We start from the raw sequence: 13,738 nt of genomic DNA, 5'->3' as shown, positions 1-13,738 counted from the left end.
GTTCGGATAGTAAATCCTCCTGTGAAAGAAGTTCTTTTCAGGAGGATTTTTTTGTTGCAATTTTTTCGATATATGCTATACTTTTCTTATAACCTATTATTAAGATATGAATTAAAGGAGAGCAATTATGAATATTCCATTTTTTCAAGATTACCTGATGCTCAGTAATCCGTTGAGTCTGGGAATCATTGCCGTATTTATATTGGTATTATTCGGCATATACAGATTGCAGCGCAAGGGCACGTCTTTTGGTAATCTAGTTATTATCGGCACCATCGCAGGTGCTATTATCGGTGTGGCCATTCAAATCATTGCGGGATTTCCGGATGATCCTTCACAGGTCGTATATATTAAAGAAAGTACGAAATGGTTTTCTCTTGTAGGGGGCGGATTTATTGATTTGATTCGCATGCTCGTTATTCCTATCGTATTTATCTCTATTGTTCATGTTATTTTGCACATGGAGGCCGGTGCTAATCTTAAAAAGTTGGTGGTGGCTATGGTGAGTACAAACCTCGGTATGGTAGCGGTGGCTGCTATAGTAGGTCTCGTCCTCGGCAATGCGTTCGGATTGGGTCAAGGTTTCGATATTGTGGAACAAGGTAAAAAGATTCGCGATATCAAACCGATGGTGGATACATTCCGCGCCTTAATTCCAAGTAACCCGATTCAGGCGGCGGCAGAGACGAATGTTATCGGTATCGTTGTGTTTGCCATTATCCTAGGCAGCGTTGCCCGTCTCTTGAAGCAGACCGGTACAAATTCCATGGAAATATTCACGAAATTGTTTGATGAACTACATCAATTGATTTCGTGGGTAGCTGATTTTATTATCGGCTTGATGCCATACGGTGTGGTGGCGCTCCTGGCATCCACATTGGCTACGCGCGGTTTACAGGCGATTTTGGACATGGGACTTTTCGTAGTTCTTCTCTATGCAGGCCTTTTGATCATGTTCGTTATCCAGGCCATTTTGATTACAAGCTTCGGGTATAATCCGATTACATATTTCAAGAAGGCTAAAGCACCGTTATTGTTGGCGTTTACATCCCGTTCTTCCATGGGCGTATTGCCGCTTACGGTGGAAACTTTGACGAAACGTCTCGGTGTTAATCCTACGACGGCGAATACCGTGGCATCTTTCGGTACAACGGCGGGCATGCAGGGGTGTGCGGGCGTATTCCCTGCATTAGTGGTTGTATATATTTCCAACGTGGCAAATATTCCTTTTGATTTGACCATGTACATCATGAGTGTTATCGTTATCGCTATCGGCTCCGTCGGCATCGCCGGCGTACCGGGGACGGCAACGATGGCGGCCTCCGTATCTCTTAGCGGTACGGGACTTGGTGCATACTTCACATCCATCAGTCCGATTCTCGCCATCGATCCGTTGATAGATATGGGGCGTACATGCCTTAATGTATCCGGTTCCTTGACGAATGCATTGGTGGTGGATAAGATCATGGGTACCATCGATAAGGATGCGTATAATAATCTCAATCAAGAGAATGTATAAAGTGAAAGAACAGCTTTCGGGCTGTTCTTTTTTCTTTCATAAAAATAAGCAATAATTATTACAAATTGTAAATCGATATATTTCTAATCGGTATGAGAAAAGTGTCATCGGTAATACTATAATAGGTATGAGTATACGATATAAAAATCGATACAAAGTTGTTTATTATGCTTAATAGATATAAGCCAAGAGGGTAAGTATTATGATTACACAAGAAGTGAAAGAGCGCCTGATTGCGGATTATCCTAAGTTTGAGGATATGACGCGCAAGTTTTATAAAAAGGAAATCTCCATTGCTGATTATAAAGGACAATCCGGTGCATTCGGCAGTTATGCGGAGCGCGGTGCCGAGACGGGCATGAGCCGCTGGCGCTTTAACGGAGGCCGTATAACTCGGGACCAGATGCAGTTTCTGGCGGGTGCTATTCGTAAATATAATTTAAAGCATGTGCATTTTACGACGGGCCAGTGTCTGCAAATGCATGGCCTTGACGGGGAGACGATTCTCAGCCTTTTTAAAGAATGTTATGAACACGGTATTTACAATCGTGGTGCTGGCGGAGATAATCCGTCTAACTTGGTAGCCAGCATTTTGAGGGGTATTGATCCTCGCGAAACATTTGATATTACGCCGTATGCAACGGCTATCGGGGAATATATTTTGGAGCAGATGTTTTTCATTAAGATTCCCCGTAAATTCAAGATGGGCATCGATAACGGGTTTGACAGCACGCCTCATGCGACATTTAAGGATCTGGGTTTCAATTTAAATAAACATAATACCTTTGATGTATATGCCTGCGGAGGCATCGGGCCCAATCCTCGCATCGGTATTCCCGTGGCCCGTGATGTGGCGCCTGAGGATGTATTGTATCATGTGAAAGCTATGCTCATGGTTTTTGCAAATCACGGAAACTTCAAGAATCGCGGTAAGGCTCGTACGCGATATATGCCGGCTGATATGGGCGGTGCGGAGGCTTTCATCAAGGTCTATGAAGAAACATTGAACATGGTGAAAGAAGTAGAAAATCTGACCGTTGATCCGGCTCGATATGCTTATGAAATCACGAAGTCCGGCAAGCGTGACGATTCTGTTCTGAATCATCGTATTCATCGACAAAAACAAGAAGGGCTGTATTATGTGGAATATCATCCGGTCGGTGGCGATGCCGATGTAGAACATCTGCTGGCGGCATTGGATTATGCGGTTACCTTGGATCAGGTAGAGGCTCGCATTGCACCGGATGAAGCGATATTTTTCATCAATCTTACCGCGGACGAAGCTCGAAAAATTGCTTCTCTCACGGATGATAGTGCGGTGAATGATTTCCGCAGATCCGTGTCCTGCGTAGGGGCGACGGTGTGTCAAATCGGTATGCAGGATTCCAACGGCCTTTTGAAAGCTATCTTTACCCATTTAGATGAAAAGGGTATCGATACGAAAAAGTTGCCGCGTCTGCACATCTCAGGATGTCCTCACTCCTGCGGAACACATCAGATCGGAGAAATAGGCTTTCACGGGTCCGTAAAACTGGTGGACAAGAAACCGCAACCGGCGTTTATCCTTGTGGACGGGGGCTCGGAACATATGGGCTCTGAAAACTTCGGCAAGATGGCCGGGAACATCGTATTTACGAAAATCCCTGAATTTATGGAAGCGTTGGCAAATATTCTGAATGAAGCGCCGGAACCTGATTTCGGTTCCTGGCGATTGACGCATAAATCGGAGTATATGAATCTTATTAAATCATTTGAATAGAATTTTATAGATTATTATATGACCGAAATGTACGACTATATATCTGGAATATACGACAAAAAATACGGATAAAAATATATAAGCTATATAAATAAAATATACCCTCATACTCGTACCTGAATTTAATGAATCATGGCGCAGGCGAGTATAAGGGGTATTTTTATTTGTGATACAGTTAGCTGATGGCGTTAAATAGAGATAACGCTGGTTGTATGGTTGTTATATGGCTATGGAAAAATCAAAATCTAGAGATAACGTCTGTACGGATGCTGTATTGATATGGGGAAATTTAAGTCCAGATATAACGCCGGTTATATGGCCGCTATATAGCTATGGAAAAATCAAAATGTAGATATAATTTGATTGTATGTGATATAATAGGCGGTATAGTATGTGTTTGGAGGATTAATCAGATGTTATTTACAGTAAATACAGAAGTCTGTACTCGATGTGGCCTCTGCGTAGCTGACTGTCCTACAGGACTGCTAGTGATGACCGAGAATGGGCCGGTAACGGGTAAAGGGGGCTGTATTTCTTGCGGTCATTGTGTTTCCGTATGTCCTACACTTGCTTTAGACAGTGATATGACACCGAGAAATGAACAAGTTGACATTACAAAAGAGCAAAAGCTGACGCCACAACAGGCGGAGCTGTTTTTGCGCAGTCGTCGATCTATCCGAAATTATCAGAATAAACCGGTGCCTGTGGAGCTGATTCGTCAGGTTTTAAACGTGGCGCGTATGGCACCAACGGCAACAAATACACAGGGCATTTCATATATTGTAATCCGCGACAAGCAGACGTTGCATCGTATTTCGGACCTTGTTCTTGAGTGGATGCATTTTGCGGCAAAAACAGTGCCGATTATGCGCCTGTACGCTAGAGCGGCCCAAGCCGAAGTGGATAAGGGCAAGGATTATATCCTGCGGGATGCTCCGGCATTGGTGGTGGCCATAGGGTCGAAAAAAGATGTACACCGAACTCATGATAGCGGGCATTCTTGTTTATCTTATGCGGAATTATATGCGCCGACTGTCGGTCTCGGGACGTGCTGGGCGGGGTTCTTTGAACACGCCGGTGAAGCGGAGTATGAGCCGTTGCTGGAATTGATAGGTGTACCGGATGATAAGGTCATTGCCGGTGCTGTTCTGATGGGATATCCTAAAGTGCGATATCGCAATATTGTTGAACGACAACCGTTAGAGGTCACATTCGATACAGAAGAATAAAGATTATAGATAATAGGTAATAGGTAATAAATATTTGGTACTGATTTTGCCTATAATCCGGAATGAATTCGGAATTCATAATAAGAGGGCTGCACGCTCGATATGATGAAAACATATTGAGCGTACAGCCCTCTTCGTATATAGTGTTAGTGTTTTGGAGTATGCTTAGTTGGCGGATGTAATGGATCCTTTGAATGTATCTTTGATGAACTGTTTAATTGCATCGGATTTATAGATATCCGCAATTTTCTTGTAGGTTTCATTATCCTTGTCCTGTTCGCGAACGGCGAGAACTATAATTGTTAACAGTTCGTCCTTCCCTTCCCAGAAGAAGCCCTGTTTATCTACATTGAGGCCTGCGCTTTGAACGTAGTTCATCGGAATAGCGGCGATTGTGACATCGTCGAGACTGCGCGGCAATTGAGCCGCTTCAAGTTCCTGAATTTGAAGTTTCTTAGGATTTGAAGTGATGTCCGCTACGGTCGCTTTGAAGCCGACGCCGTCTTTCAATGTAATGAGACCCGCCTTAGCGAGTAATGCAAGACCGCGGCCGCTGTTAGTCGGATCATTTGGAATCGCTACGATGGCACCTTCCGGTACATCCGCTACGCCGTGCACGGAATTACTGTATAGACCCATTGGCAGTGACACCGTTTTACCGATAGGAACCAGGTTGGTATTGTTTTGCTTATTGAAGTTTTCCAGATACGGTTGATGCTGGTATGCATTGAGTTGAATGTCTCCGTCCGCAAGTGCCTTATCCGGTGTTACGTAATCGGAGAATTCGACTACCTTGAGATCAATACCCTGTTTCTTTGCTTCCTTTGCCACCGCCTCGGCTACCTGCGCATGCGGCCCGGCTGTAGCTCCGATTTTGATTTCTTTAGGCGTATTTGATTGTTCGTTGCTGCCGCATCCCGCAATGGCGAATGCTAAAATGCCGATGAGGACAGGCGCGAGTAAATTTTTGAGTTTCATATATACATATCCCTTTCTGTAATAGATTATTTTTTTATATCCTATCATTGAAATGGGTTCTTGTATATAGACTAAAATATACCTGTTTGCTATAGATTTTAGTTATGACATAATGCATAGTGGTCTTATTGAACTATGATATACTGAAAGTTATAGATCATTATGCATTATACTATATAATGTAATGCCTATAAATATTTTGGGTATTTTTGGCCGTTTGGAGCAATAATATTTAATCTTATTTATATAACGATTTTTATACGATGTTTAGGAGGGCCTATGTTTAATTTTGATTTCTACAATCCTACACATATTGTTTTTGGTAAAGATAGATTGGGTGAATTGGATACATTGGTGCCGAAGGATGCCAATGTTTTAATTACTTACGGCGGCGGTTCTGCAGTGCGCAGCGGCCTTATTGATCGAATCATAAAGGCACTTGGTAATCGCAAGGTGGAACAGTTCGGCGGCATTGAGCCGAATCCGTCCCTTGAAACGTGTGAACGGGCGGTTGCTTTTATCAAGGACAATGATATCGATTTTGTCCTCGCCGTAGGGGGCGGATCCGTCGTGGATGCGACGAAGCTCATCGTGTTAGGGGCAAAGTATGACGGACCTGTTCTGGACGTATTGAAAGCAGGGGTTCCTGCAGTACCGATGTCTATGGTGCCTGAAGCGGTTCCGTTCGGAACGGTTATGACGCTGCCTGCAACGGGGTCTGAAATGAATAATGGCGCCGTTATCACCTATGGAAACGGTAAATTTCCGGTGTTCAGTGAGTTGGTGTTTCCAAAATTCTCCATGCTCGATCCGACACTTACTTTCACATTACCGGAGAAACAGGTGAAAAACGGTGTTATTGATACGTTTGTACACACGACGGAACAATATTTGACATATCCCGTGGACGGGCGCATTCAGGATCGATTTGCGGAAGGTATTTTGCAAACCATGATTGAAATCGGACGTCAAACCGTCGAAGAACCGGATAATTACGATGTTCGAGCGAATCATGTGTGGGCATCGACCTTGGCGCTGAACAGCCTCATCGGTGCCGGTGTGCCGCAAGATTGGGCGACACATCTCATCGGACATGAATTGACCGCCGCATATCATTTGGACCACGGTATAACACTGGCAATCGTGTTGCCTGCACTGTTAACGGTGAAAAAGGCGGACAAGCTCGATAAATTGGCTCAATATGCGGAGCGCGTATGGCATATCGACGAGGGGACGAAGGATGAAAAGGCTGATGCGGCTATCGCGAAGACCCGCGAGTTCTTTGAATCGCTCGGCGTGTCTACACATTTGAAAGATTATGATTTGGACGAAACGTCCATTGAACGCATCGTTAAACAACTGGAAGAGCATGGAATGGTAGCCCTTGGCGAACATGGTGACATTACTCCGGATGTGGCGCGGGAAATCTTGAAACGTGCTTTGTAATAGTATTTTGTGTTTTAAGAAAATGGAGTCGAGTCGATGAATATATCTCAGCCTGATGAACATCATAGGGTGACTGTGAAAAAACGCAGTCCTTTTTCCTTTGCGCTGCCCATTATGATTCCCATGGGTATCAGCTTTTTCTTTATCGGGCTCGGATTCGGGCTGTATGCGACGAGTCAAGGCTTTCCGTGGTGGGTTCCGCCCGTTATGGCGGCAACTATTTTTGCAGGCTCGATGGAATTTGTTACCATCGGAATGCTCATGGTCGGCTTTGATCCGTTTAATGCGTTTTTGTTGACCATGTTTGTAAATGGTCGTCACTTTTTCTACGGCCTGTCGATGTTACAGCGTTATACAGATATGGGGTGGAAATGGTTCCCTACGGTGGCCTGGATGTGTGATGAAAGTTTCGCTATCAATGCGACCACAACATTACCTGACGATGTGGATAAAAAGTGGTTTTACTTTCACGTGTCCTGGCTGAATTATGTTTTTTGGGTGTTCAGCACCTTTGTCGGTGGACTTTTTGGAAATTTATTGTCCGCCGTTGATTTGCGCGGTATCGATTTCGTTCTGCCCGGACTGTTTATCGTGGTCTTTTTAGAAATGCTGTTAAACGCTAAAAACAGGACCATTAAAATCTTTGGCTTGTGTGGTGCCGCGGTAGCTGCCGTAATGCTGATTCTCTTTGGTAAATCGGCATTTATGCTATTATCGATGACCGCGATGCTCATCGTCTGCTATGTGGCGTATAAGTGGGGAGGTGTGCGCCTTGACTGATATGGAAATGGTTATGACCGTCGCTATCGTTGTGGCGGGTACCTTATTGACCCGCTTCGGCGCTTTTCTCATATTCCCGCCCGGCAAGACGGCGCCACCGTTTGTTCTGTTTTTGGGACGAGCCTTGCCGTCTGCCGTAATGGGTATGCTTGTGGTCTATACTGTGAAAGAAACCGAAGTGCTTTCCTATCCATACGGCATACCGGAATTTATCGCTGTTATGATTACGGTGGTGTTGCACCTGTGGAAGCGTAATATGTTCCTTTCCATTGTGGCGGGCACTATTACTTACATGGTGCTTATACAACTCGTATTTAATGTGCCGAAATAACGTAAAAAGAACCGATTGATAAAGTTATGCGCTTCTTGGAGTCGAAGTATTTTGAATATCAGTCGGTTCTTTTTCTATTAATAGGCTTGACGGAAGGGGGAGTTTATTAGTTTTGTAATAGTGCTCGGATAGGAAAGCAGGTCATCATAAGTAAAAATCTATTTAAGCTTTAAAATCCGCTCAAGCCCTTCTACGGTATGATGATTTTCTAAAAATGCCCGCTGATCCAACAGTTCCATTACGTCCATGTCGATATTGGTGAGCTTGAAATCGAACACATCGAAGTTAGATTCTATATGGCTTAATGTGCTTGCTTTCGGTAGTGGAATGATGCCGCGCTGGATGTGCCAGCGGAGGATGACCTGATGTTTTGTGACATTATATTTTTCAGCGAGACTTTTGATAATCGGATGGTCAAAAATCGGCTGTCTGTCCCTTGTGAACGGAGACCACGCCATGCCGACAACTTGATGTTTTCTCATGACCTGTAAGAGGGATTGGCGTTGGTTGAACGGATGACATTCAATCTGATTTACTACGGGCTTTATATTGCAGTGATAGAGCAGATCGATGAGGCGGTCTTCGTAGAAATTGGAAAGGCCGAGTCCGCGCAAGACGTTTTGATCGTACAATTCCTCCATGGCGCGCCATGATCCGTAGTAATCGCCGATCGGTTGATGGATGAGCATGATGTCGATATAGTTGGTATCCAGTTTCTTCAGAGAACTTTCAACGGCACGCATCGTATTATCGTAGCCCGCATCGGAATGCCATATCTTGGTGGAGATAATAATATCGGTCCGTTTAATATCGGATGATTTGATGGCTTTGCCGACGGCCTCCTCGTTGTCGTAGTATGCCGCCGTATCGAGCAGGCGATATCCTGCGGAGAGTGCATTTGCCACGGCTTGCTCCGTTTCATCGGCCGTTCCTGTTTTGTATGTGCCGAAACCGATAGATGGAATGAAGCTGCCGTTATTTAAAATTCTAAAATCCATGCGTTCTTCCATGGGAACCTCCTCTATATTGAGTATGATTGAGTATGTGAATGGTATAGTCTTTGATTCTTTGATATTGATATTTTAGATTCTATTAGTATTATAACAAAAGTATTATAACAAATTAATTTCAGCTGATGCTGTGGAGGGAAAGTGACCGGACTTTCATATAATTCTAATCGAATTTGTGATATACTAAGATATTGATAAAAATCAATATTAGACAGGATGTGACAGAATGAAACGAAATCGTATATATTCTGTACTGGCTATTTTATGTGTTGTATGTATGGCGCTTGCCATTGCCGGTTGCGGTGCGAAAAATGTATCCGTTGCGGACGTGACATATAAGGATATGCCTTTACAGATACATAATGACGCGAATGTAACAGCCTTGAACAAGGCGACGGTAACGCCGACCTTAACGGGGCAGGTCGTATATGCTGTGAAAGTAGGCGACCACGTCGAGCAGGGACAGACCTTGGCGACCGTGGATACATCGTCATTGCAACAATCGTTAGCGGCCCTTCAGGAACAATTGGCACAAGCTCAGTCATATACGCCGGCTGTAACAACAACGACGACGGCTCCATCCGTCGGGAGTGAACAATTGGCGCAAGCACAGCGTATGCGTGAAGCGGGTGTGATTACACAGAAGGAATATGACCGTATTGTAGAGCGGTCTCAACCACAGACGACTGTTACTTCGTCCGGCGGTGGTGGAGGTGCCAATACGGCCGCTATAGAGGCGCAAATCGCACAGGTATCCGCTCAAATCGGGGCGTCTACGATTGTGGCACCGATGGAGGGAACCGTAACGGCTATTTATAATGAAGATCGTCAGATGGCAATCGCGGACCGTCCGTTTATGATGATTCAGCAAACGACTCCGATGGTGGCATCCCTCAGCATTCCGCGCGATGCGGCGATGAAATTGTCCGGTGCGGACGCGAAAAACGGTATGAAGGTATTTTTAAAGGTGGGCGACCAGGAAATACCCGGCGAGCTCACGTATATAGATACGAATCAGCCGGAATCGGTACCGAGCGTGCTGGTAAAAGCTACTTTCAACAATGATAAGGGCCTCATTAAAGCCGGTGAATTCTATACATTGGTGATAGAATCCGACGTGAAAGCGAAAATGCTCACAGTGCCGGCTGCGGCAATTCGAGAGAATCAGGACGGTAAATATGTCTATGTGGTGACGGAAAATAACACCGTTGACGTTCGTGTCGTCGAGGTCGGTATCACTGAAGATGATACAGTCGCTATCGTTTCGGGGCTCAATGAGGGGGACCGGGTTATTACAACCGGCGGAACCTTTGAGTTGGGCGAATCCGTAAAAATATAACATGAAGTCTGTGGTCATTATGTAATTGAATTATTACATAAGCCGCGGGCGCTATTTGACGGGAGGGATTATTATTTTAGAATTTAAACGTTTTGAATTGAGTGATAAGCCGCTGATTGACTCATACTTTGAGCAACATCATTATGAAGCGTCGGATAATTGTTTTACCACATTATATATGTGGCAGGATCCGTACGGGATTCGTTGGGCTGAAGAAAAAGGCGTGTTGTATATTCAGGGCGGCGGGAAGCGCGAACCGTTTCTGTTGCCTCCGTTCGCCGGCAAGGACGCTAAATTTTTAGACGGATTATTGCGTGCTAAAGAGTGGTTTGTAGAAAACAATTTGCCATTCCGTTTTAAGGGTATCAGCAAGATTATGAAAGAACGGATGGAGGAACTCTGTCCGGGGCGATATGAATTTACACCGGACCGCGATAATTACGAATATATTTATAAAACGGAAGACCTCATCAATTTATCGGGCAAGAAATTCCGACAGAAGAAAAATCATTTGAATCAGTTCCGTATGCAATATTCTAATTATGAGTATGTGCCGATTACGGAAGATATCATTCCGTTATGCCGTGAAACAGCGGAATCCTGGGTGGAAACCCATCATGAAGAAGGCATCGAGGACGAATTGTCAGCTATCAATCTGCTTTTCGACAATTGGGATGTATTAGGCCTAAAAGGCGGTGCCATCAAATTATTCGGACGTGTTGAAGCTTTCAGCATCGGTGAATTATTGAATGAAAAGATAGCGCTTATTCATATTGAAAAGGCGAATCCGGATATTCGCGGTCTATATCAGGCGATCAATAACGAGTTCATTCGTCATGAATTCAGCGATACTGAATTTATTAATCGTGAAGAGGATATGGGCTTGCCGGGTTTACGTCAGGCCAAAGAGTCTTATAATCCGGATCACTTTGCGGAAAAGTATGATGCGGTATATGCGAATGAAGCGGACAATGCGACAGGCGGTAAATAATTATGGAGTTTAGAATTGCTACGGCTCAGGATACGCCCCATGTAGAGAACCTATGGGCGTACTGCTTTGAACCGAAGGAAGATCCTTTTTTTCAATATTATTTTTCTAATTGCTATGAACCGGAGAATACGGTTATCGGTGTTGAGCAGGGGCAATTGCTCAGCACGGTTCACTTGCGACAATACAATCTCAATGTTCGCGGTGCCGTATTGCCGACGAGTTACATGGTGGGTGTGGCGACACATCCCGCTGCTCGCAGGGGCGGCGTAGGCGGTGCTTTGCTGACCGCAGCCCTTGAAGAACTGCGTAAACGCGGTCAGGCGATGACCATTCTGATGCCGTCGAAGGCGGCTTTCTATCAACAGTACGGCTGGGAATTGTACGCCCATCAGTGGGTACAGACCATGCCGCTTGAAGAGTTGCGTCCTTTGACGGACAAATCATTGCAATTCGGATTGCTCAACAGCGTTGATCAATGGACTTTGCTCGATCCCGTATATAAAGCGTATACTAAGGGGCTTTGCGGCTATGCGGAGCGCGGTGAAAAGGAATGGACGCGTCTGTTGGGCAGCTTCTTTGCGGAAGGTGTCAATATGGCCGTCGTTCATAACGATGAAGGCATCGTTGAAGGGTATGCGGTGTATCGTTTGGGTCAGCCTGAAATTCCCGTAACGGAATTTGTATACACTACGCGTCGTGCTCAACGGGCATTGCTGAATTATTTCTATAACCATCGTTCTCAAGGTACGACGATTCGCTGGAATGAAGGCCTGCATGATACGTATTACCGCTTCTATCCGGACGGTAAAACGGGCCATACGACGATGCCGTACATGATGAGCCGTATCGTAGATGTGAAAACGGCGCTTGAAGCAATCCCTGTCAATCTTGATGCGGTGATGATGCCCATTTCCCTCACCTTTGCTGTGAAAGATTCTCTCTGCCCTTGGAATAAAGGACTGTATGAGGTTCAGTTCGGAGCGTCATTGACTCCGTCTGTGAAAAAACTCAGCAAAGTAGTCGATGAAAAGGGTGATATCACCATAGAGGTGGGAGCTTTGAGTCAATTACTTATGGGCACATTGAGCGCCCGCGATCTCGCCTTTGAAGGAAAATTGGAAGGCGGAGCGGAATGGCTCGATTATTTCGATATTCTCTATCCGATACAAAAAACATATATCAACGAATGGTGGTAATATGCGGTAATGCACATAATATATCTGATATATTATGTGCATTATTCTCTGTACGATGTAAATTAAATTGCTACATGGAGTCTATATGAGTTGGAAAACCTATACGGTAAAGGAACCGACGGAACTGACCGTATCTAAATATGTAAAAGATCGCTTTTCTCTGTCGTCCCGCGATATTCAGATGCTGTTTCGCAAGAAACGGGTGAAAGTTAACAGTCGTGTGGCTCATTCGCAGCGTTTGTTGAAAAAAGGTGATGTCATTACGCTTGAACTGCCGCAGGACAAGGCTTACGGTGTAGAGGCAGGAAACGGGCCTCTCACTGTACTTTATGAGGATGAGCATACTCTTGTAGTCGATAAGCCTCCATTCATGCTGGTCCATCCGGCGGGACAGACAAAGTCCTCTACATTGAGCAATTATGTGGCGGGATACTACGCTAAAAAAGGTGTAGTTCATAAGGTGCGGCCCGTCCATCGCCTCGATCGCGATACATCGGGATGTATTTTGTTCGGCAAGACGAAGACCGCTCAGCAGTATTATGCTGATGAATTGAAAGCGGGACGTATTGAGCGGATATATACGGGTATTGTGGAGGGACATATTGATACATCCGGTACTGTAGATGCTCCGATAGGTGTAGATCCTGTATTCGATAATCGCCGTATTATCGATGAATTCGGACAGCCTGCTCAAACGGAATATACCGTATTGGGTTATGAAGAAAATCATACCTTGTTGCGATTTAAACTGCTCACAGGGCGAACCCATCAGATTCGTGTTCATATGGCACATTTGGGTCATCCCATCGTGGGGGACGCTATGTATGGCACCCGTACTAAACCTTATACGAGACAATGCTTGCATGCATCGGAATTAACGTTTGTGCCGTATGGTAAGAATGAGGCGGTAACGATTTTGAGTGATGCGCCTTTGTATACAAAAAACAACCTTGATAAAAAGTCATGGTCTATGCGTTGAATGCATAGACCATGTTTTTTTTATATTATCATTTCCCAATGGACAGTGGTATACTGTGCATAGACAAAAAATTCTATAGAATTTCAATTTACAGAATGGTTTGTAGTTTTACTTTCACCAAGACCGAACGGAACGATACCGCAGTGCTTGGGATTAATCAAGTGATATACGAAGGGGTGCA

Annotated in this window: 12 protein-coding genes; 10 read left to right on the top strand and 2 right to left on the bottom strand. The window is 44.7% G+C overall.

Going from position 1 to position 13,738, the window contains the following annotated elements; genetic code table 11:
* Window positions 1–127: 127 nt before the first annotated feature.
* From HMPREF1521_RS06530 to HMPREF1521_RS06520, 3 genes are all read left to right on the top strand, one after another.
* Window positions 128–1,519 carry a cation:dicarboxylate symporter family transporter gene (locus HMPREF1521_RS06530; protein WP_038117308.1) on the top strand — a complete coding sequence of 464 codons (1,392 nt, stop codon included), beginning with the start codon at window positions 128–130 and terminating at the stop codon, window positions 1,517–1,519.
* 202 nt (window positions 1,520–1,721) lie between these two features.
* A complete protein-coding gene (locus tag HMPREF1521_RS06525; RefSeq protein WP_038117305.1) occupies window positions 1,722–3,278 on the top strand; it encodes a nitrite/sulfite reductase in 1,557 nt (518 codons plus the stop codon).
* Between the two features lie 413 nt (window positions 3,279–3,691).
* Window positions 3,692–4,507: a nitroreductase family protein gene (locus HMPREF1521_RS06520; protein ID WP_038117304.1), complete on the top strand. Its 816-nt coding sequence runs from the start codon at window positions 3,692–3,694 to the stop codon at window positions 4,505–4,507.
* 165 nt (window positions 4,508–4,672) lie between these two features.
* On the opposite strand, the gene HMPREF1521_RS06515 is transcribed toward HMPREF1521_RS06520, so the two are convergent.
* Complete coding sequence (locus tag HMPREF1521_RS06515; RefSeq protein WP_038117303.1) at window positions 4,673–5,485, bottom strand: MetQ/NlpA family ABC transporter substrate-binding protein; 813 nt, start codon at window positions 5,483–5,485, stop codon at window positions 4,673–4,675.
* A gap of 279 nt (window positions 5,486–5,764) precedes the next feature.
* Between HMPREF1521_RS06515 and HMPREF1521_RS06510 the strand changes: the two genes are divergently transcribed.
* The 3 genes from HMPREF1521_RS06510 (at window position 5,765) to HMPREF1521_RS06500 (ending at window position 8,042) form a co-directional block, all read left to right on the top strand.
* Complete coding sequence (locus HMPREF1521_RS06510; protein WP_038117301.1) at window positions 5,765–6,931, top strand: iron-containing alcohol dehydrogenase; 1,167 nt, start codon at window positions 5,765–5,767, stop codon at window positions 6,929–6,931.
* Between the two features lie 114 nt (window positions 6,932–7,045).
* Complete coding sequence (locus HMPREF1521_RS06505; protein WP_038117639.1) at window positions 7,046–7,711, top strand: AzlC family ABC transporter permease; 666 nt, start codon at window positions 7,046–7,048, stop codon at window positions 7,709–7,711.
* Window positions 7,704–8,042 carry a branched-chain amino acid transporter permease gene (locus HMPREF1521_RS06500; RefSeq protein ID WP_038117300.1) on the top strand — a complete coding sequence of 113 codons (339 nt, stop codon included), beginning with the start codon at window positions 7,704–7,706 and terminating at the stop codon, window positions 8,040–8,042. Before HMPREF1521_RS06505 ends, HMPREF1521_RS06500 begins: the two co-directional genes overlap by 8 nt.
* A gap of 158 nt (window positions 8,043–8,200) precedes the next feature.
* On the opposite strand, the gene HMPREF1521_RS06495 is transcribed toward HMPREF1521_RS06500, so the two are convergent.
* On the bottom strand, window positions 8,201–9,052 hold the full coding sequence (locus tag HMPREF1521_RS06495; protein ID WP_038117299.1) for an aldo/keto reductase: 852 nt from the start codon (window positions 9,050–9,052) through the stop codon (window positions 8,201–8,203).
* A gap of 226 nt (window positions 9,053–9,278) precedes the next feature.
* Here HMPREF1521_RS06495 and HMPREF1521_RS06490 point away from each other — a divergent pair, with 226 nt between their 5' ends.
* The 4 genes from HMPREF1521_RS06490 (at window position 9,279) to HMPREF1521_RS06475 (ending at window position 13,557) form a co-directional block, all read left to right on the top strand.
* The gene (locus HMPREF1521_RS06490; protein ID WP_038117291.1) at window positions 9,279–10,391 is read left to right on the top strand and encodes an efflux RND transporter periplasmic adaptor subunit; all 1,113 of its coding nucleotides are present in this window, start codon (window positions 9,279–9,281) and stop codon (window positions 10,389–10,391) included.
* A gap of 25 nt (window positions 10,392–10,416) precedes the next feature.
* On the top strand, window positions 10,417–11,382 hold the full coding sequence (locus tag HMPREF1521_RS06485; protein ID WP_369759705.1) for a DUF2156 domain-containing protein: 966 nt from the start codon (window positions 10,417–10,419) through the stop codon (window positions 11,380–11,382).
* 2 nt (window positions 11,383–11,384) lie between these two features.
* Complete coding sequence (gene eis, locus HMPREF1521_RS06480; RefSeq protein WP_038117289.1) at window positions 11,385–12,578, top strand: enhanced intracellular survival protein Eis; 1,194 nt, start codon at window positions 11,385–11,387, stop codon at window positions 12,576–12,578.
* 85 nt (window positions 12,579–12,663) lie between these two features.
* A complete protein-coding gene (locus HMPREF1521_RS06475; RefSeq protein WP_051435768.1) occupies window positions 12,664–13,557 on the top strand; it encodes an RluA family pseudouridine synthase in 894 nt (297 codons plus the stop codon).
* Window positions 13,558–13,738 lie beyond the last annotated feature (181 nt).

The sequence above is a fragment of the Veillonella sp. AS16 genome, from assembly GCF_000517785.1.
In the GTDB taxonomy this organism is placed as follows: domain Bacteria; phylum Bacillota; class Negativicutes; order Veillonellales; family Veillonellaceae; genus Veillonella; species Veillonella denticariosi.
This window is presented reverse-complemented; position numbering and strand designations above follow the sequence as displayed.

Excerpts from the sequence above, each read along its gene's own strand:
- HMPREF1521_RS06530 (WP_038117308.1), top strand. The coding sequence starts at position 128 with ATGAATATTCCATTTTTTCAAGATTACCTGATGCTCAGTAATCCGTTG.
- HMPREF1521_RS06525 (WP_038117305.1), top strand. The coding sequence starts at position 1,722 with ATGATTACACAAGAAGTGAAAGAGCGCCTGATTGCGGATTATCCTAAG.
- HMPREF1521_RS06520 (WP_038117304.1), top strand. The coding sequence starts at position 3,692 with ATGTTATTTACAGTAAATACAGAAGTCTGTACTCGATGTGGCCTCTGC.
- HMPREF1521_RS06515 (WP_038117303.1), bottom strand. The coding sequence starts at position 5,485 with ATGAAACTCAAAAATTTACTCGCGCCTGTCCTCATCGGCATTTTAGCA.
- HMPREF1521_RS06510 (WP_038117301.1), top strand. The coding sequence starts at position 5,765 with ATGTTTAATTTTGATTTCTACAATCCTACACATATTGTTTTTGGTAAA.
- HMPREF1521_RS06505 (WP_038117639.1), top strand. The coding sequence starts at position 7,046 with ATGATTCCCATGGGTATCAGCTTTTTCTTTATCGGGCTCGGATTCGGG.
- HMPREF1521_RS06495 (WP_038117299.1), bottom strand. The coding sequence starts at position 9,052 with ATGGAAGAACGCATGGATTTTAGAATTTTAAATAACGGCAGCTTCATT.
- HMPREF1521_RS06490 (WP_038117291.1), top strand. The coding sequence starts at position 9,279 with ATGAAACGAAATCGTATATATTCTGTACTGGCTATTTTATGTGTTGTA.
- eis (WP_038117289.1), top strand. The coding sequence starts at position 11,385 with ATGGAGTTTAGAATTGCTACGGCTCAGGATACGCCCCATGTAGAGAAC.
- HMPREF1521_RS06475 (WP_051435768.1), top strand. The coding sequence starts at position 12,664 with ATGAGTTGGAAAACCTATACGGTAAAGGAACCGACGGAACTGACCGTA.